14 protein-coding genes are annotated in these 19292 nt (G+C 60.1%); 7 read left to right on the forward strand and 7 right to left on the reverse strand.

The genetic code is table 11. The features are described from left to right. Window positions 1–296: 296 nt before the first annotated feature. A complete protein-coding gene (ettA, locus tag QRN61_RS26315) occupies window positions 297–1961 on the reverse strand; it encodes an energy-dependent translational throttle protein EttA (RefSeq protein ID WP_003228391.1) in 1665 nt (554 codons plus the stop codon). A gap of 428 nt (window positions 1962–2389) precedes the next feature. Between ettA and morA the strand changes: the two genes are divergently transcribed. From morA to QRN61_RS26340, 5 genes are all read left to right on the forward strand, one after another. Next, the gene (gene morA / locus QRN61_RS26320) at window positions 2390–6238 is read left to right on the forward strand and encodes a cyclic di-GMP receptor MorA (RefSeq protein WP_285376203.1); all 3849 of its coding nucleotides are present in this window, start codon (window positions 2390–2392) and stop codon (window positions 6236–6238) included. Between the two features lie 239 nt (window positions 6239–6477). Next, window positions 6478–7731, forward strand: coding sequence for a serine hydroxymethyltransferase (gene glyA, locus QRN61_RS26325; RefSeq protein WP_003228394.1), 1254 nt, complete (start codon window positions 6478–6480; stop codon window positions 7729–7731). A gap of 279 nt (window positions 7732–8010) precedes the next feature. Continuing rightward, complete coding sequence (locus tag QRN61_RS26330; protein ID WP_007963773.1) at window positions 8011–9324, forward strand: C4-dicarboxylate transporter DctA; 1314 nt, start codon at window positions 8011–8013, stop codon at window positions 9322–9324. A gap of 84 nt (window positions 9325–9408) precedes the next feature. Continuing rightward, window positions 9409–10113: a FadR/GntR family transcriptional regulator gene (locus QRN61_RS26335; protein ID WP_027612834.1), complete on the forward strand. Its 705-nt coding sequence runs from the start codon at window positions 9409–9411 to the stop codon at window positions 10111–10113. Window positions 10114–10136: 23 nt separating this feature from the next. Then, complete coding sequence (locus QRN61_RS26340; RefSeq protein WP_285376207.1) at window positions 10137–10847, forward strand: GntR family transcriptional regulator; 711 nt, start codon at window positions 10137–10139, stop codon at window positions 10845–10847. A 116-nt stretch (window positions 10848–10963) separates the two neighbouring features. Here the strand turns inward: QRN61_RS26340 and yjiA are convergent, their stop codons facing one another. The 3 genes from yjiA to QRN61_RS26355 all read right to left on the reverse strand — a co-directional run bounded on the left by yjiA (window position 10964) and on the right by QRN61_RS26355 (window position 14367). Then, complete coding sequence (yjiA, locus tag QRN61_RS26345; RefSeq protein ID WP_285376208.1) at window positions 10964–11935, reverse strand: GTPase; 972 nt, start codon at window positions 11933–11935, stop codon at window positions 10964–10966. Between the two features lie 152 nt (window positions 11936–12087). Next, the gene (locus QRN61_RS26350) at window positions 12088–12285 is read right to left on the reverse strand and encodes a YbdD/YjiX family protein (RefSeq protein ID WP_003228401.1); all 198 of its coding nucleotides are present in this window, start codon (window positions 12283–12285) and stop codon (window positions 12088–12090) included. 15 nt (window positions 12286–12300) lie between these two features. Beyond that, entirely contained in the window at window positions 12301–14367 is a 2067-nt protein-coding gene (locus QRN61_RS26355; RefSeq protein ID WP_097089275.1) for a carbon starvation CstA family protein, read from the reverse strand. 159 nt (window positions 14368–14526) lie between these two features. Between QRN61_RS26355 and QRN61_RS26360 the strand changes: the two genes are divergently transcribed. Next, window positions 14527–14895 carry a PilZ domain-containing protein gene (locus QRN61_RS26360; protein ID WP_103367278.1) on the forward strand — a complete coding sequence of 123 codons (369 nt, stop codon included), beginning with the start codon at window positions 14527–14529 and terminating at the stop codon, window positions 14893–14895. A 111-nt stretch (window positions 14896–15006) separates the two neighbouring features. On the opposite strand, the gene radA is transcribed toward QRN61_RS26360, so the two are convergent. The 3 genes from radA to katB are packed head-to-tail and all read right to left on the reverse strand — an operon-like array spanning window position 15007 to window position 18556. Then, window positions 15007–16374: a DNA repair protein RadA gene (gene radA / locus QRN61_RS26365; RefSeq protein ID WP_007963764.1), complete on the reverse strand. Its 1368-nt coding sequence runs from the start codon at window positions 16372–16374 to the stop codon at window positions 15007–15009. 43 nt (window positions 16375–16417) lie between these two features. Further along, the gene (locus tag QRN61_RS26370; RefSeq protein WP_103367277.1) at window positions 16418–16954 is read right to left on the reverse strand and encodes an ankyrin repeat domain-containing protein; all 537 of its coding nucleotides are present in this window, start codon (window positions 16952–16954) and stop codon (window positions 16418–16420) included. Between the two features lie 60 nt (window positions 16955–17014). Beyond that, window positions 17015–18556 (reverse strand): catalase KatB, encoded by a 1542-nt coding sequence (gene katB, locus QRN61_RS26375; protein WP_225136368.1) that lies wholly within the window; start codon window positions 18554–18556, stop codon window positions 17015–17017. 285 nt (window positions 18557–18841) lie between these two features. Here katB and mscL point away from each other — a divergent pair, with 285 nt between their 5' ends. After that, window positions 18842–19255, forward strand: coding sequence for a large-conductance mechanosensitive channel protein MscL (gene mscL, locus QRN61_RS26380; RefSeq protein WP_027612841.1), 414 nt, complete (start codon window positions 18842–18844; stop codon window positions 19253–19255). Window positions 19256–19292: the final 37 nt, after the last annotated feature.

Below are 19292 nucleotides of genomic sequence, written 5' to 3' on the forward strand. Positions count from 1 at the left end.
GTAGCAAACGATTTGCGCACAGGAACAGCGCAAAATGTCGCAGTTATGAAATTAAATGGTGCACAGGATATAAATCAGGCGGTTTTTTGAGCTGGTTTTGCACCTGAATGGGGAGGTCAAATCGAAGTAATGCACCAACAATTACACCGCTATCGCGAGCAGGCTCACTCCTACAGGGGACCGTATTTCAATTGTAGGAGTGAGCCTGCTCGCGATGGCCACGACTCGGTATCACTGAAAAAAACTCAAAAAAAACGGAGCCCGAAGGCTCCGCTTTTTCATGCAACCAACCCGAATCAGGCCAGTTTCTTGTGGCGTACCCGATGTGGCTGGGCCGCCGCTTCGCCGAGGCGCTTTTTGCGGTCGGCTTCGTACTCGGTGTAGTTACCTTCGAAGAACACCGCTTGCGAGTCGTCTTCGTACGCCAGGATGTGGGTCGCGACGCGGTCCAGGAACCAGCGATCGTGAGAGATCACAATGGCGGCGCCCGGGAAGTCCAGCAGGGCTTCTTCCAGCGAACGCAGGGTTTCAACGTCGAGGTCGTTGGACGGTTCGTCGAGCAGCAGGACGTTGCCGCCCTCCTTCAGGGTCAGCGCCAGGTGCAGACGACCGCGCTCACCACCGGACAGGTCCTTGACGAACTTCTGCTGGTCGCCGCCCTTGAAGTTGAAGCGACCGACATAAGTGCGCGATGGGATCTCGTAGTTGCCGATGCGGATCTGATCGGAACCGTCGGAGATCTGCTGGAACACGGTCTTGCTGCCGTCGAGGTCTTCGCGGCTCTGGTCAACGCAGGCCAGTTGCACGGTTTCGCCGACTTCGATGGTGCCGGAATCCGGAGTTTCCTTGCCCATCAGCATGCGGAACAGGGTCGACTTACCGGCACCGTTACCACCGATCACGCCGACAATGGCGCCCTTCGGCATGGAGAACGACAGGTTGTCGATCAGCACGCGATCGCCGTAGCCCTTGGTGACGTTCTTGAATTCGATGACCTTGTCGCCCAGACGCGGACCGGCCGGGATGTAGATCTCGTTGGTTTCCGAACGCTTCTGGAATTCCTGCGACTGCATTTCTTCGAAGCGTTGCAGACGAGCCTTGGATTTCGACTGACGGGCTTTCGCGCCTTTGCGCACCCACTCCAGTTCTTCCTTCATGGCTTTTTCGTGAGCCGACTGCTGCTTGGATTCGGCCGCCAGACGATCGGACTTGGCTTCGAGCCAACCCGAGTAGTTGCCTTCGTAAGGAATGCCCGCGCCGCGGTCGAGTTCGAGAATCCAGCCAGCAACGTTATCCAGGAAGTAACGGTCGTGCGTGATCGCGACCACGGTGCCCGGGAAGTCGTGCAGGAAGTGCTCCAGCCACGCCACGGAGTCAGCGTCCAGGTGGTTGGTCGGTTCGTCGAGCAGCAGCATGTCCGGAGCGGACAGCAGCAGACGGCACAGGGCCACACGACGTTTTTCACCACCAGACAGGTGTTCGACCTTGGCGTCCCAGGCCGGCAGACGCAGGGCATCGGCCGCGACTTCCAGTTGACGCTCCAGGTTATGACCATCGCTGGCCTGCAGGATCGCTTCGAGCTTGGCCTGTTCGGCTGCCAGCTTGTCGAAGTCGGCGTCCGGATCGGCGTAAGCGGCGTAGACCTCGTCCAGACGCGCTTGCGCATCCTTGATCACGCTGACCGCTTCCTCGACCACTTCACGCACGGTCTTGGTCGGATCAAGTTGTGGCTCTTGCGGCAGATAACCGATGTTCAGATCCGGCATCGGACGGGCTTCGCCCTCGAACTCGGTGTCGACGCCGGCCATGATTTTCAGCAACGTGGACTTACCCGAACCGTTGAGGCCGAGTACGCCGATCTTGGCGCCGGGAAAGAACGACAGCGAAATGTTTTTCAGGATTTCCCGCTTCGGCGGAACAACTTTGCCCAGCCGATGCATGGTGAAGACGTATTGAGCCATGGAGAACCTTGGGTCAGTGACAGATGAATGATTGGAGCGCAGGCGATGCCCGGCCAGACCGATGCGCGTCGTTCACTTGATGGTCATCACAATGCGTGCGCGCTGAAAAAGTCTGAGTCTAGGAGCTGGGCCAGACGCTGTTAAAACGTAACGAGCGAAGGAAAGACAAGGCGGAAACAGGCGAGGACGCGGAGTTTACGGGTTGTAAATGAGCAGTCCGAGCCTGTTTTCAACGCAGTATTTCCGAGCGCAGTAGTTTTAACAGTGTCTGGGCTCCCGCGTAACCGGCAAAGCTACCTTAATGACGGAAGGCAGTCCAGCCGAGTGGGGCTGGCACTTCGCCACAACTCAAGGCATGCTAGCCGCCCTTCGGGCGTCCGGCTTATAGTGCACGTCGCGCCAGTCCAGCCAAACCGCAGGATTTCAGCTTGTCCAACGTTACCCCGCCAGCTTCTGTGAGCGCGTCCAATCCGGGGACCGGCTCGCCCCTGCGCGGAACATTGAAGGGTGCATTGGCGACGCTGGTACTTTTGCTGCTGGCCTTGCTGTTCTGGCAACTGCTCGATCAATTGCGCGAGACCCAGAAAAACCAGCGCCAGTACACCATCGACTACACCGCCGACCTCGCCTCGCAGGTCAGCCTGAACATGTCGCTGAATGCGCAAATCGCCCTCAACCTGCTACCGATCGTCGAACAGCCGCAGTCGTCCGACGAACAGCAGGCGCTGCTGCGCAAGCTCCAGCAATCGCTGCCGGAACTGCGCAGCCTGGCCCTGCTCAGCCCCTCCGGGAAAATCCTCAACGACAGCGCCAGCGACAGCCACGACGCCGATTACCTCGCTGAACTGGTGCGCCGCAGCCGCGCCCAGGCACATTACTTCAGTAACGCCGACGACGGCTCGGTGGTGCATCTGTTATTGCATCAGGCCAGCGGCAGCACGCGCGGCTACTGGGTATTGCGCCTGACCCCGACCTTCTTCGACTCGCTGACCAAGCTGGGCGAAACCGGCATCCGCCCATTGTGGCTGGTGGAAAACCGCCTCAACCATCAAATCATCAGCCGCGACGAAGCGCTATCCTCCGCCCGGCCCGGGGTGCTGAGCCCGGACGACATGGCCAACACCGTGCTGACCGTGCCGCTGAGCAGCAGCGACTGGCAGTTGCGCGGGCTGTTCGATCGCCAGCGGGTGCTCGAAGAACTGCTGCCGGCGTTCATCGGCAAATGCCTGCTGGGTTTGGCGTTCTCGATGTTGCCGGTGATCGCGCTGCTGAACATGCGTCGCCGCCAGCGCCAGTTGCATGAAGGTCGCCGGCGCTATCAGGACATTTTCGAAGGCACTGGCGTTGCGTTGTGCGTGCTCGACCTGTCCGGCCTCAAGCAGTTGTTCGACAAGGCGCAGATTCAGACCAGCGACCAGCTCAAGGCCTGGCTCGACCAACCGGTCCAGCGCCAGCAATTGCTGCAGGAACTGCGCGTCACCGAGGTCAATCAGGTGGCGCTGCAACTGCTCAACGTCAATTCCTGCGAGCACGCCTGGCAGTTGCTGATCGACGGTCAGCCGCACAACCAGTGCGCCATCGGCCACCAGGTGCTCGACGCGGTTCTGCAGCAGCAAAAACAGCTGGAGCTGGAAATCAGACTGCCGGACATCAACGGCCGCGATCAGCACCTGTGGATGGTCCTGCGCCTGCCCGAGGAACAGCACGACTATAAAGCGGTGATCCTCAGCATCAACGACATCACCAGCCGCAAGCTGATCGAACTGTCGCTGCTGGAGCGCGAAGGTTTCTGGTCGGACGTGGTGCGCACCGTGCCGGATCATCTGTATGTGCAGGACGTGATCAGCCAGCGGATGATTTTCAGCAACCACCACCTCGGCCAGACCCTCGGTTACAACCGCTCCGAGCTGCACCAGATGGGCGAGTACTTCTGGGAAATCCTCCTGCACCCGGAGGATGCCGACTATTACCACCGCTCGCGGCAGATGCAGCGGCACGCCGGGTACAGCCAGCTGTTGCAATGCCAATTGCGCTTCCGTCATCGCGACGGCAAGTGGCGGCGCTTCGATATTCGTGAGCAGGCGCTGGCCCGTGACAAACATGATCAGGTCACGCGGATCATCGGTGTGGCCAAGGACATCACCGAGCAGATCGAGGCCAGCGAATCGCTGCGCGACAGCGAGCAGCGCTACCGCATGCTCGCCGAAAGCATCAGCGATGTGATTTTCTCCACCGACAGCAAGCTGTCGTTGAACTACGTCAGCCCGTCGGTGCAGGCGGTGCTGGGTTACGACGCCGAGTGGATCTTCCAGAATGGCTGGCAATCGACGATCGCCAACCCGCAGCAGCTATCCGGCATCTACACCTTGATGGATCGGGTGAGCAAAGCGCTCGACAAGCCTGAGCAACTCGCGCAACTGCGAAGCCAGGTACAGACGCAGATGTTCCTGTTCGACTGCCTGCGCGCCGACGGCCGCAAGATCCCGATCGAGCTGCGGCTGGTGCTGGTGTGGGACGAACACGGCGCGTTCGAAGGCGTGCTCGGCGTCGGTCGCGACATCAGCCAGCAGCGCCGCGCCGAGAAAGACTTGCGCATGGCCGCCACCGTATTCGAGCACTCGACCTCGGCGATCCTGATCACCGACCCGGCCGGTTACATCGTGCAGGCCAACGAAGCCTTCAGCCGGGTCAGCGGTTACGCGGTGTCGGAGGTGCTCGATCAGTTGCCGAACATGCTCACCGTCGACGAGCAACAGGACGCGCACCTGCGCTACGTGCTCAAGCAATTGCATCAGCACAGCACCTGGGAAGGCGAAGTCTGGCTCAAGCGCCGTAACGGCGAGCATTACCCGGCGTGGGTCGGCATCACGGCGGTACTCGACGATGAAGGCGATCTGGCCAGTTACGTGTGCTTCTTCAGCGACATCAGCGAGCGCAAGGCCAGCGAACAACGCATCCATCGTCTCGCTTACTACGACGCCCTGACCCACCTGCCGAACCGCACGCTGTTCCAGGATCGTCTGCACACCGCGCTGCAATCGGCCGAACGGCAGAAGTCATGGGTGGTGCTGATGTTCCTCGACCTCGACCGCTTCAAACCGATCAACGACTCCCTCGGCCACGCGGCTGGCGACCGCATGTTGAAAGACATGGCCACGCGGTTGCTGGCCTGCGTCGACGATGACGACACCGTGGCGCGCATGGGCGGTGACGAGTTCACCTTGCTCCTGCAACACCGCTCCAGCCGCGAAATGGCGCTGAACCGAGCGATTCATGTGGCCGAGCAGATTCTCGCCAGCCTGGTGCGTCCATTTGTGCTGGAAGGTCGCGAGTTCTTCGTCACCGCCAGTATCGGTATCGCCCTGAGCCCGCAGGACGGCAACGAACTCAGCCAGTTGATGAAGAACGCCGACACCGCGATGTACCACGCCAAGGAGCGCGGCAAGAACAACTTCCAGTTCTATCAGGCCGACATGAACGCCAGTGCGCTGGAACGTCTGGAGCTGGAAAGCGACCTGCGTCATGCGCTGGAGCAGAACGAATTCGTCCTGTATTACCAGCCGCAATTCAGTGGCGACGGCAAACGCCTGACTGGCGCCGAGGCACTGCTACGCTGGCGTCATCCGCGTCGTGGACTGGTGCCGCCGGGGGATTTCATTCCGGTGCTGGAAGAGCTGGGTCTGGTGGTGGACGTTGGCGACTGGGTGATCAGCGAGGCCTGCCGTCAGCTCAAGACCTGGCACCAGAATCGGGTGCGCGTGCCGAAGGTGTCGGTGAACATTTCGGCGCGGCAGTTCTCCGATGGCCAGCTCGGTACGCGCATCGCCACGATCCTGCGCGAAACCGGGCTGCCACCGGCGTGTCTGGAGCTGGAGCTGACCGAAAGTATCCTGATGCGCGAAGTCAGCGAAGCAATGCAGATTCTGGCCGGGCTGAAAAACCTGGGCCTGAGCATTGCGGTCGACGACTTCGGCACCGGTTATTCGTCGCTGAACTACCTCAAGCAATTTCCGATCGACGTGCTGAAGATCGACCGTACCTTCGTCGACGGCCTGCCGTCCGGCGAGCAGGACGCGCAGATCGCTCGCGCAATCATCGCCATGGCCCACAGCCTCAATCTGGCGGTAATCGCCGAAGGCGTGGAAACCCATGAGCAACTGGACTTCCTGCGCGAGCACGGCTGCGATGAGGTTCAGGGCTATCTGTTCGGACGGCCAATGCCGGCGAGCCGGTTTGAAGCGCAGTTCAGTAACGACGCCCTCTTCATGTTCGACTGAACATCGGCGGCGCGCCCTTCGCGAGCAGGCTCGCTCCCACTGGGATTGATGTCGATCACAAAATCGCAGGCCTGCCTCGATTACTGTGGGAGCGAGCCTGCTCGCGAAGAGGCCTTCAAAGGCACCGCACATCTGGCATGAACGCCACTTGTCTGCGACATGATGTCGTTTCATATGCCATCCAAAACCCATTGGGTTAGAATGCCCCCCTTTTCTGCCCCCGATCCTTGAGGACCGCCATGTTCAGCCGTGATTTGACTATTGCCAAGTACGACGCCGATCTCTTTGCCGCCATGGAGCAAGAAGCTCAGCGCCAGGAAGAGCACATTGAGCTGATCGCTTCGGAAAACTACACCAGCCCTGCGGTGATGGAAGCTCAAGGCTCGGTATTGACCAACAAGTACGCCGAAGGCTACCCGGGCAAGCGCTACTACGGTGGTTGCGAGTACGTCGACGTTGTTGAGCAACTGGCCATCGACCGCGCCAAAGAGCTGTTCGGCGCCGATTACGCCAACGTTCAGCCGCACGCCGGTTCCCAAGCCAACGCCGCTGTCTACCTGGCTCTGCTGCAAGGTGGCGACACTATCCTGGGCATGAGCCTGGCCCACGGTGGTCACCTGACCCACGGCGCCAGCGTTTCGTCCTCCGGCAAGCTGTACAACGCCGTGCAGTACGGCATCGACGCCAACGGCCTGATCGACTACGACGAAGTCGAGCGTCTGGCGGTTGAGCACAAGCCGAAAATGATCGTGGCCGGTTTCTCTGCCTACTCGCAGATCCTCGACTTCCCACGCTTCCGCGCCATCGCTGACAAGGTCGGTGCCTACCTGTTCGTCGACATGGCGCACGTGGCCGGTCTGGTCGCCGCTGGCGTCTACCCGAACCCGGTGCCATTCGCTGACGTGGTCACCACCACCACGCACAAGACCCTGCGCGGTCCTCGTGGCGGTCTGATCCTGGCGCGCGCCAACGCCGAGATCGAGAAGAAGCTGAACTCCGCGGTATTCCCGGGCGCCCAGGGTGGCCCGCTGGAGCACGTGATCGCCGCTAAAGCGATCTGCTTCAAGGAAGCGCTGCAGCCTGAGTTCAAGGCTTACCAGGAACAAGTGGTGAAGAACGCCCAGGCCATGGCCGAAGTGTTCATCGAGCGTGGTTTCGACGTGGTTTCCGGCGGTACCAAGAACCACCTGTTCCTGCTGTCGCTGATCAAGCAGGACATCTCCGGTAAAGACGCCGACGCCGCGCTGGGCAAAGCGTTCATCACCGTGAACAAGAACTCCGTGCCTAACGACCCACGCTCGCCATTCGTGACCTCCGGTCTGCGTTTCGGTACCCCGGCTGTGACCACTCGCGGCTTCAAGGAAGCAGAGTGCAAAGAGCTGGCCGGCTGGATCTGCGACATCCTGGCTGACCTGAACAACGAAGCGGTGATCGACGCCGTTCGTGAGAAAGTCAAAGCCATCTGCAAGAAACTGCCGGTGTACGGCGCGTAATCGCGACGCCAAATCCGCAGCATGAAAAACCGGCCACGTGATTGGCCGGTTTTTTTATGCCCACATTTTTTCAAACGCCTGAACCGCTCAAGAATGGGACTCACCGCACAACTGGTCAGACCGGTCATGCCAATTCATCAATTTTCACTTGCGATCCGCAAAAATCCGCGCCTAGACTGCACCCGCACTGGACATACCGGTAAGACCACAATAATTAAGTTCTGAATCTGATGCGCCCAAAGGCGTACGGCAGCCAGGACACCGACCAGGATTCCTCCCATGCTCAGATGGTGCTCGCGTTCAATCTTCCTCCAAGTGGTTCTCGGACTGGTGCTCGGCATCGTCTGCGGGCTGACCCTTCCCGAATATTCCGCTCAGCTGAAACCGTTGGGCGACGGCTTCATCAAACTGATCAAGATGCTCATCGGCCTGATCGTGTTCTGCGTGGTGGTCAGCGGCATCAGCGGCGCGGGCGATCTGAAGAAGGTCGGGCGCATCGGCCTCAAGTCGGTGATCTACTTTGAAGTGCTGACCACCATCGCGCTGGTGATCGGCCTGGTATTCGCCTTCAGCACCGGAATCGGCAGCGGCGCGAATATCCATCTGGAGCAACTGTCCGCCGCCGACATGGGCGATATCGCTGAACGCGGCCAGCACATGCACACCACCACCCAGTTCCTGATGGACCTGATCCCGACCTCGGTGCTGGGAGCTTTCGCCGACAACAACATTTTGCAAGTGCTGTTGTTCTCGGTGCTGTTCGGCAGTGCGCTGAATCTGGTGGGCGAAGCGGCCTCCGGAATCTCGCGGCTGATCAACGAACTGAGCCATGTGATCTTCCGGATCATGGGCATGATCGTGCGCCTGGCGCCGATCGGCGTGTTCGGCGCCATCGCCTTCACCACCAGCAAGTACGGCCTCGATTCGCTACAGCACTTGGGCAGTCTGGTCGGCCTGTTTTACCTGACCTGCATGGCGTTCGTCAGCGTGATCCTCGGCGTGGTAATGCGCGCCTCGGGCCTGCGTCTGTGGCCGCTGCTCAAGTACCTGCGTGAAGAGCTGCTGATCGTCATGGGCACCGCTTCTTCCGACGCCGTGCTGCCACAGATCATGCGCAAACTTGAACACCTGGGGATTGGCAGCTCGACGGTCGGGCTGGTGATTCCCACCGGCTATTCGTTCAACCTCGACGGTTTCTCGATCTACCTGACCCTGGCCATCGTGTTCATCGCCAACGCCACCGGCACGCCACTGGCGATGACCGATCTGCTGACGATTCTGCTGGTGTCGCTGATCACTTCCAAGGGCGCCCACGGCATTCCCGGCTCGGCGCTGGTGATCCTGGCGGCGACGCTGACGGCGATCCCGGCGATTCCGGTAGTGGGTCTGGTGCTGGTACTGGCGGTGGACTGGTTCATGGGCATCGGCCGGGCACTGACCAACCTGATCGGCAACTGCGTCGCCACCGTGGCCATCGCCCGCTGGGAAAAGGACATCGATGTGCAACGCGCAAACAAAGTACTCAGCGGTCAGCAGGGCTACACCTTTCAACCGCGTAAAACCGGAACTCCGGCGCACCAGCAAGAGTTCTGATTTTCAACCCCACAGGAGCTGCCGCAGGCTGCGATCTTCTGATCCTATTTGCGGCAGCCCCAACGGGCTCACGGAGCAAGACAAGTGATCACCACATCAACCGTCGTCAACTCAGTCGTAGAAAAACTGCGCGCCGCCCTCGCCCGCGGTCAGTGGCGCTCCGGCGACATGCTGCCGGGCCAGCGCGAACTGGCCGAACAACTGGGCATCAGCCGCCCAAGCCTGCGCGAAGCGGTGATCGTCCTGGAAACCCTTGGCCTGGTGCGTTCGATGCCGGGCAAAGGCGTGGTGGTGCTCGACGCCCAACTCAGCGACAGCCAGAGCCACGACAGCGCGGTGGCCGGCGCCAGCCTCGAAGACGTGCTGCAACTGCGCTACACCCTAGAGCCGTTCATCGTCGGTCTGGTCGCGCAGTCGATCAGCAGCAAGGAAGTCGGGCAATTGCGCCTGACGTTGATGGACATGCGCGAAGCCCTTGAGGCAGGCGACAGTGAAGCCGGGGTCAGCGCCTACATCGCCTTCCACGAGGAGCTGTTCACCCTGACTTCGAACCCGATTTTCCAGAGTGTGGTGCAGCAAACCAGCAATGCCCTCAAGCAAAGCGCCGAAGTGCTGCGCAATTCGCCTGAGCATTTGGCCGAACGCCTGGAAGAAAACGAAGCGGTGGTACGCGCAATCCGCAGCAAGAACAGCGCTCAGGCCAGCGCCGAAATGCGTCGGCACATTCTGCGCGAAGGCCAACGGATGGGCGTTGAATTGAACATTCCGGATGACAACCTCAGCCACTGATTGATTCACACTGGAGACCGGCCATGAACAGCCTTGCCACGTCGCCGCACACTCGTCAGATGTCGGCCCCCCTGCCCTTCTCCCGCCTGCAGGCGCCGGCAGATGATCTATACCCGCGGCTGTTCGACGCGATTCTGGACCGGCGAATCGACCCGGCCAGCCGCTTCACCGAAGACAGTCTCAAGCAGATGTTTGGCGTCAGCCGCGCCGATGTGCGCCGGGTGCTGACGCAGTTGTCCCATGAGCAGGTGATTGTGCTGCGCGCCAACCATCGGCCACGGGTGGCCGCACCGGATGCCGAGCAGACCCGGCAAACCCTGCACGCCCGGCGCCTGACCGAAGCGACGCTGGTGCGTCTGGCTTGTCAGAATGCCTCAGCGGAGGGTTTGAAACGCTTGCGCACGCTGGTCGAACGCGAACGTCTGGCCGTGGCTCAGGAACGGCGTGCGGCGGCGATTCGTTTGTCCGGCGAGTTTCATCTGCAGTTGGCACGGATGGCGGGGAATGCACCGTTGGCGCATTTTCTTGGCAGCCTGGTGCCGTTGACGTCGCTGGCGATTGCGCGGTGTGATAGATCGACGCCGGGTTGCTGCGCGTGGCAGGAGCATCTGGCGATTGTCGAGGCGGTCGCGTCTGAGGATATGTCCATGGCTGAGCGACTGATGAATCAACACCTGGATCATCTTGAGCAGACCTTGCTGGGTACAGCCCTTGAGCATCGTGTCGCCGGTTAGATCGCCTTCGCGAGCAAGCCCGCTCCCACAGTGAATTGCATTCCTCCTGACAGAATGCGGCCTACTGTGGGAGCGGGCTTGCTCGCGAAGGCGTCAGCCCTGGCGCCGAAGAATCATCAGGCAGAAGTCACTCTGGCAAACCCCGCCCGAATCTTCTCTTCCGGCAAATCATCGGCAATAAACACAATCACACTTTCCCGCGCCTCACCCTCGGCCCACTCGGTGTCCCAGTCGAATCCGTAAAGTTTCAGTACGCCCTGAAACACCAGCCGCCGATCCTCGCCAGCGATGTTCAACACGCCCTTGTAGCGCAACAACTGCTTGCCATGTTCTTCCAGCAGCTCATTCATGAACTCGCTGAGTTGATCGATATCCAGCGGCTGGTCTGTGCGCAGCACCAGACTGGAGATGCGGTCGATGGACGGCGCCTTGCTCACCGGACGCAGGCTCACCCCGCCACCGAGGTCGGCATTGAGATTGAAGCCACGCACGTCGAGCAGTTCGGCCAGATCGATGTTGCCATGCTCGACCACGCGGATCGGCGCACGACGATTGATCCGCGTCAGGCGTTCGCTCAGCGCGGTGAACGTGGCCTCATCCACCAGATCGGTCTTGCTCACCAGCAAGCGGTCGGCGAAACCGATCTGCGCCTGGGCGATGGTCTGGGTCAGGTGCTGGTCGGCGTGAGCCGCATCCACCAGGGTGATGATGCCGTCGAGCAGATAGCGCTCGCGCAGTTCTTCGTCGATAAAAAAGGTCTGCGCCACCGGGGCCGGATCGGCCAGACCGGTGCACTCGATCACCAGACGGTCGAAGGCGATTTCACCGCTGTCCAGGCGTTCGAGCAGCAGGTACAGGGCCTTGGTCAGATCGGTGTGGATGGTGCAGCAGACGCAGCCGTTGGCCAGGGTCATGACTTGCACCGGCTCGACGCCGAGCAACTGGGTGTCGATGCCGGCGTCGCTGAATTCGTTCTCGATCACGGCGATCTTCAGGCCATGATCGGCTTTAAGCAGATGGCGCAGCAAGGTGGTCTTGCCGGCACCGAGGAAACCGCTGAGTACCGTTACAGGTATGGGAGAAGACAAAACACGATCTCCTTAAAGAAACACAAAACAAATGTGGGAGCGGGCTTGCTCGCGAAAGCGGTGTGTCAGTCACCACACGTATCAACTGACACTCCGTATTCGCGAGCAAGCCCGCTCCCACAGGGGGACTGCATCAACCGCAGGCTGTCAGCTCAACAGCACTTCGGCCCACCCTTGCCACCGTAACGCGCTTCCTGACGTTCGCGGAAGAACATCTCGTAGCTCATCACCGGTTTGTCCGGGTGTTTGGTTTGCATATGCTCGACGTAGGTGTCGTAGTCGGGCATGCCGACCATCAGGCGCGCGGCCTGACCGAGGTATTTACCGAGGCGACTCAGGTCATTGAACATGGTGCAATCCTCTGGTTACGCGTCCGGCAGGGCCTGGAATGGCGATTCTTTATCCGTACGCTCTTTTTTGCCCCAGGCAGCGATGCCGACCTTGAGCGCATAGAACAGGATGCTGAAGACCACGAACAGGAACAGCGCAGTGAGCGTTGCGTTGGTGTAGGCGTTGAAGATCACGTGCTGCATCTGCTCGACGCTTTTTGCCGGTGCCAGCACCTGACCGTTGGCCAGCGCATCGCTGTATTTCTTGGCCAGCGACAGGAAGCCGATCGCCGGGTTGGCGTCGAACAGCTTGATGAAGCCTGCGGTGGTGGTGCAGATCAGCAGCCAAGCGGCTGGCAGCAGGGTGACCCAGATGTAGCGCTGGCGCTTCATCTTGATCAGGACCACGGTGCCGAGCATCAGCGCGATACCGGCCAGCATCTGGTTGGAGATACCGAACAGCGGCCACAGGGTGTTGATGCCGCCCAGTGGATCGATCACGCCCTGATACAGCAACCAGCCCCACATCGCCACACAACCGGCGGTGGCGATCAGGTTGGCAGTCCACGATTCGGTGCGCTTGAGCGCCGGAACGAAGGAGCCGAGCAGGTCCTGCAGCATGAAGCGCCCGGCACGGGTGCCGGCGTCTACAGCGGTCAGGATGAACAGCGCTTCGAACAGGATCGCGAAGTGGTACCAGAACGCCATGGTGTTTTCACCCGGCAGGACACTGTGCAGGATCTGCGCGATACCGACCGCCAGGGTCGGCGCACCGCCGGCACGGGCGAGGATGGTGGTTTCGCCGATGTCGTGAGCCACGGCTTGCAGCGCCTCCGGCGTGATCGCGAAGCCCCAGCTGCTGACCATCTGCGCCACCGATGCGACGTCACCGCCGACCACGGCGGCCGGGCTGTTCATGGCGAAGTACACGCCCGGCTCGATCACCGAAGCGGCAACCATGGCCATGATCGCCACAAACGATTCCATCAGCATGCCGCCGTAACCGATGTAGCGCGCGTTGGTTTCGTTATCCAGCAACTTCGGCGTGGTGCCCGAAGAGATCAGTGCGTGGAACCCGGACACCGCACCGCAAGCGATGGTGATGAACAGGAACGGGAACAGACCGCCCTTCCACACCGGGCCGGTGCCGTCGACGAACTGGGTCAGCGCCGGCATTTTCAGCTCGGGCATGGTCACCAGAATGCCGATCGCCAGGGCGATGATGGTGCCGATCTTGAGGAACGTCGACAGGTAGTCGCGTGGCGCGAGGATCAGCCACACCGGCAACACGGCGGCGACGAAGCCATAACCGATCAGCATCCAGGTGATTTGCACGCCGGTGAAGCTGAAGGCCTTGGCCCACACCGGATCAGCGGCAATCTGCCCGCCGAGCCAGATCGAACCGAGCAGCAGCAACACACCGATGACCGAGATCTCGCCGATGCGGCCCGGGCGGATGTAGCGCATGTAGATGCCCATGAACATCGCGATCGGGATGGTCGCCATCACGGTGAAGATGCCCCATGGGCTCTCTGCCAGTGCCTTGACCACGATCAGCGCCAGCACCGCGAGGATGATGATCATGATCAGGAAGCAGCCGAACAGGGCGATGGTGCCGGGGATGCGGCCCATTTCTTCACGCACCATGTCGCCCAGGGAACGGCCGTTGCGCCGGGTCGACATGAACAGAACCATGAAGTCCTGCACCGCGCCCGCCAGCACCACCCCGGCAATCAGCCACAGCGTGCCGGGCAGATAACCCATCTGCGCCGCCAATACCGGGCCGACCAGAGGTCCGGCGCCCGCGATCGCGGCGAAGTGGTGACCGAAAAGAATGTGTTTGTTGGTTGGAACGTAGTCCAGACCGTCGTTGTTGAGCACGGCGGGGGTGGCCCGACGCGGATCGAGTTGCATCACATTGTTGGCGATGAACAGGCTGTAGTAACGGTACGCGACCAGATAAATGGCCACTGCCGCGACCACGATCCACAAGGCGTTGATCGCCTCTCCTCGGCGCAATGCCACTACGCCCAGGGCGCACGCTCCTACGATTGCCAGCACTAGCCAGGGTAAGTGGCGTAGCAGGCTATTATTATTTTTCATTTTATTATTCCAGCCAGGGTGGACAAGAAAGACAGCCACCCCGAGTTTAGCGCTTACGGCGCCAAAGGCCATACCCCGACGTTGGTCTAGACGGCTCGTTGATTGGCAGCCACCCGCGAGTCGGGTCTATAGTCAGCGAACTCTCCCGAGGATTGCGCCATGAGCGAACACCCAGCCAATCGCCGTCGCTTCAAACGTATTGCGTTCGATGCCAGAACCGAGTTGCGCCAAGGTGAATATATCTGGCCGGTGAAACTGATCGACCTGTCGCTCAAAGGGCTGCTGATCGAACGGCCGGAGCCGTGGCTTGGGGATAGGGAGCAGGATTTCTTCGTCAACATTCATCTGAGCGATGATGTCGATATCGAGATGGATGTACACCTGGCTCACGAAGATCACGGACAACTAGGCTTCGTCTGCCGGCATATCAGTCTGGAGTCGATCCAGCGCTTGCGACGGTTGATCGAGCTCAACCTGGCTGACGAAGCCGAGCTTGAGCGCGAACTCGGCGCCCTGATCGAAATCTAGCCATCAATACAAATCCCCTGTGGGAGCGGGCTTGCCCGCGAAGAAGCCGTGTCAATCAACATTGATTTCGACTGACACACCGCTTTCGCGGGCAAGCCCGCTCCCACAGGACTATTCGAACAATGCGTCGAGCGCCTGTTCCAACCGGGTCACGGCAATGATCTGCAACCCCGGCGGCGCCTCTTTCGGTGCATTGCCCTTGGGCACGATCGCCCGTTTGAAGCCATGCTTGGCCGCTTCCTTCAAGCGCTCCTGGCCGCTCGGCACCGGACGCACCTCGCCGGACAAACCGACTTCGCCAAACACCAGCAGATCATGCGGCAACGGCCGGTTGCGCAGGCTCGACATCACCGCCGCCATCAACGCCAGGTCGGACGCGGTCTCCAGCACCTTCACCCCGCCGACCACGTTGAGGAACACGTCCTGATCATGGGTCGGAATGCCGCCATGGCGATGCAATACCGCCAACAACATCGCCAATCGGTTCTGATCAAGGCCCAACGTCACGCGCCGTGGATTGGCCAGATGGCTGTCATCGACCAACGCCTGCACTTCCACCAGCATCGGCCGGGTGCCTTCCCAGGTGGCCATCACCACACTGCCCGGGACTTCTTCCTGGGCACGGGTGAGAAAAATCGCCGAAGGGTTGGAGACTTCTTTCAGGCCCTTGTCGGTCATGCCGAACACGCCCAGTTCATTGACCGCACCGAAACGGTTTTTCACCGCCCGCAACAAACGCAAACGGCCATCGGATTCGCCTTCGAAATACAGCACGGTGTCGACCATGTGTTCGAGAACCCTTGGGCCTGCCAATGCGCCTTCCTTGGTGACGTGACCGACGAGGAAGATCGCCGTGCCACTCTGCTTGGCATAACGCACCAGCAGCGCCGCACTCTCACGTACCTGCGAGACGCCACCCGGCGCTGATTGCAACTGTTCGGTGAAAATGGTCTGGATCGAGTCGATCACCATCACCTTGGGTTTTTCCTGACGGGCGGTGGCGATGATGGTTTCGATGCAGGTTTCGGTCATCACCCGCAGTTGATCCTGTGGCAGCCCCAGACGCCGGGCGCGCATTGCCACTTGCTGCTGGGATTCTTCGCCGGTGACGTACAGCGCCGGCATGCTCTTGGCGAGGTTGCACAGGGTCTGTAACAGAATCGTCGACTTGCCGATGCCCGGATCACCACCTATCAGCACCACCGAGCCATCGACCAGACCGCCACCCAAAACCCGATCCAGCTCACCGGACGCAGTGGAGAAACGTGGAATCTCCTCGATGCTGACTTCGGCCAGGGTCTTGATCTGCGCTTGCTGCCCGGCCCAGCCGGTACGCCCGGTGGGCGCCGTGGCCCCGCCGCTTTCGATCATGGTTTCGGTCAGGGTGTTCCAGGCGCCGCACTCGCCGCACTGGCCCGCCCACTTGGGAAAGGTTGCGCCGCACTCGGTGCAGCCGTACATGCGCTTGGCCTTGGCCATCTGGATCCCCCGGCAAAAACCGCGATGATAACGCAGCCACCGCTCAGCGCGGCGCGGCGGTACGGATTTCGCCGTTGGCCAGACGCGCGGCGCTGTTGCCCAGCGGGTCTTCGGCATTGAGATCGGCGCCTTTGGCCTTGAGCGCATCGAGCAGTTCGACACGCTTGAACAACCCGGCGTACATGGCCGCAGTCTGGCCTGCGCCGTTGCGCTGATCGGGGCTGCAATCGGTGGCCATCAGCCTTCGAGCAATCTGTATCTCGCCTTTGAAAATCGCGCCCATCAGCGCTGTGTTGCCACGTTGGTCCTGCGCGCAGGCATCAGCGCCCGCCGCCAGTAACCGGTCAACTGCCGCACCCTGGCCGTGATACGCCGCCAGAATCAAAGCGGTGTAGCCCTTGCTGTCGCGGGTATCGAGGGAATAACCGGACTCGATAAAGGTCTCGAGCATCGGCACATCACCACGCCGGGCGGCATCGAAATAGTAATCCTGCAACTGCGCCTTGATCGCCTCGGGGTTCTGTTCGGCCAGCGCTGCAAATGACAGGCAACCGAGCAACAGTAAAAGAAAGGCACGCATAAACGCTCTCCTTGGGCAGAGCGGGGCCTGAGTCAGGCCCCGCGTTGCATGGCGTCGAGATCAGTCGACCAGTTTCGCTGCCAGCGCCTTGACCCGGCTCAGATCACCCTTGGCCACTTTGGTCACACCGGTGCCGTATTCCGGATCTGCCTTATAAAGAAAGGACAGGATGATGTGCTTGCTCTCGTCATCGGTGGTCGCCAGCGAACCGCCGAAGCTGGTGATCAGGTCCTGACGCTCCTGCTGGCTGAACGAGCGATACAGATCCCCGGCCTGTTTGAAGTTCTGCTCACGCTGAATCTTCGCCTGCTGGGTGCTGCCCGACAGTGCCAGCTGGCTGTAACGCGCGCTTTGCGGCTCTTCACGCGGTTGCAGGCGGCTTGGCTGATAGTTCACGCCAGACGCCGTGGCACCGAAGTTCATCGCACCGTCCTGATTGCCATTGTTGACCGCAACTTTTGGCGCATTGATCGGAAGTTGCAGGCCGTTTGCACCCAGGCGATACATCTGCGTATCGGCATAAGAAAACACTCGACCTTGCAACAGACGATCTTCTGAAGGTTCGATACCCGGCACAACATTGGCCGGGGCCATGGCAACTTGTTCGGTTTCCTGGAATACATTGGCCGGATTACGGTTCAACACCATTTGTCCAACTTTTCGCTCAGGAACATTCGGCCAGATTTTGGTAGCGTCCAATGGATCGAAATCAAACTTGGACAAATCTTGTGGATTCAGCACTTGGATGTACAAGTCCCATTTCGGGAAATCACCCTTGTTGATATGACTGACCAGATCATTAGTCATATGACTGTAATCTTTGCCCTGAACTTTCTCGACTTGTTCAGGTGTCAGGTTTTTGATGCCCTGCAAACTTTTCCAGTGGAACTTCACATAGTGCACTTCGCCTTTGGCGTTAACCAACTTGTAGGCATGCACGCCATTACCGTCCATTTCCCGATAACTGGCTGGAGTACCCGAATTGGAATACAGCTCGGTCAGCGTGCGAGTGGCTTCCGGCACGTGGGAGAAGAAGTCGAAACGACGCGAGTCATCGTCAAGGTTGGTGCGTGGATCGGGTTTGAACGCATGGACCATGTCCGGAAACTTGATCGCGTCGCGAATGAAGAAGGTCGGGAAGTTGTTGCCGACCAGGTCCCAGTTGCCATCAGCGGTGTAGAACTTGGTGGCAAAGCCCCGTGGATCGCGCAGGGTTTCCGGGGAATGGTTACCGTGAACCACTGCGGAGAAGCGCACGAACACTGGCGTCACCTGCCCGGCAGCGAATACCTTGGCCTTGCTCAGGTCGCTGAGGTCGTTGGTCACGGTGAACGTGCCATGGGCACCGGTACCGCGGGCATGCACCACACGCTCGGGAATGCGCTCACGGTCGAAACGCTGGAGTTTCTGGATCAGTTGCACGTCTTGCAGCAGCACCGGGCCGTTGGCGCCGGCGGTTTGCGAGTTCTGATTGTCGCCCACCGCTGCACCATTATCCCGGGTCAGGGGCGCGGCGTGCACGGAGAAGGTCAACAGGCTGGCGGTGAGTACGCCGAGCGTACGGCGATGGGGAAAAGCCCCCAGTCCAAGGGTGGAATTCATATCAGGTTCCTCTGGTTCTTTTGGGCGCATCCAGGTGCGCCAACCAGAGGCTAGAGGGCTAAGTCCGCGAACATAAATAGAAAGTTCGTAACCCGACGATTGAAAATTTTGGCTTCCCGATCAGCGTGTTACGGCGTATTTCGCGCGCGATTAGTGGCACTTTGCAAACTAATTGCAGATTTATCGGTCGATAAAAACGGGCAATGTAAGAAGGTGTTTCGCGCAGGACGCGTTTGCTGATTTACACTGCGTACACCAACCTCATCTGTAACAAGGAAATAACCTATGGGCGTGCTTAGTGAGTTCAAGGCCTTCGCGGTCAAAGGCAATGTGGTCGACATGGCCGTCGGTATCATCATCGGTGCCGCCTTTGGCAAAATTGTTTCGTCGTTTGTCGGCGACGTGATCATGCCGCCAATCGGCCTGTTGATCGGAGGGGTGGACTTCAGTGATCTGGCCATCACGCTTAAAGCCGCCGAGGGCAACGCCCCTGCCGTGGTCATGGCTTACGGTAAATTCATCCAGAGCATTCTGGACTTCGTGATCGTCGCCTTCGCGATCTTCATGGGTGTCAAAGCCATCAACCGCCTTAAACGCGAAGAAGCCGTAGCCCCTTCCCTGCCACCGGTTCCGACCAAGGAAGAAGAGTTGCTCGGTGAGATCCGCGATCTGCTCAAGGCCCAGAACAACCGGCCTTGACTGCTTGATGAATAAAGAACGGCGCCTGATGGCGCCG

Source organism: Pseudomonas sp. lyk4-TYG-107, from assembly GCF_030209055.1.
Taxonomy (GTDB): Bacteria; Pseudomonadota; Gammaproteobacteria; order Pseudomonadales; family Pseudomonadaceae; genus Aquipseudomonas; species Aquipseudomonas putida_A.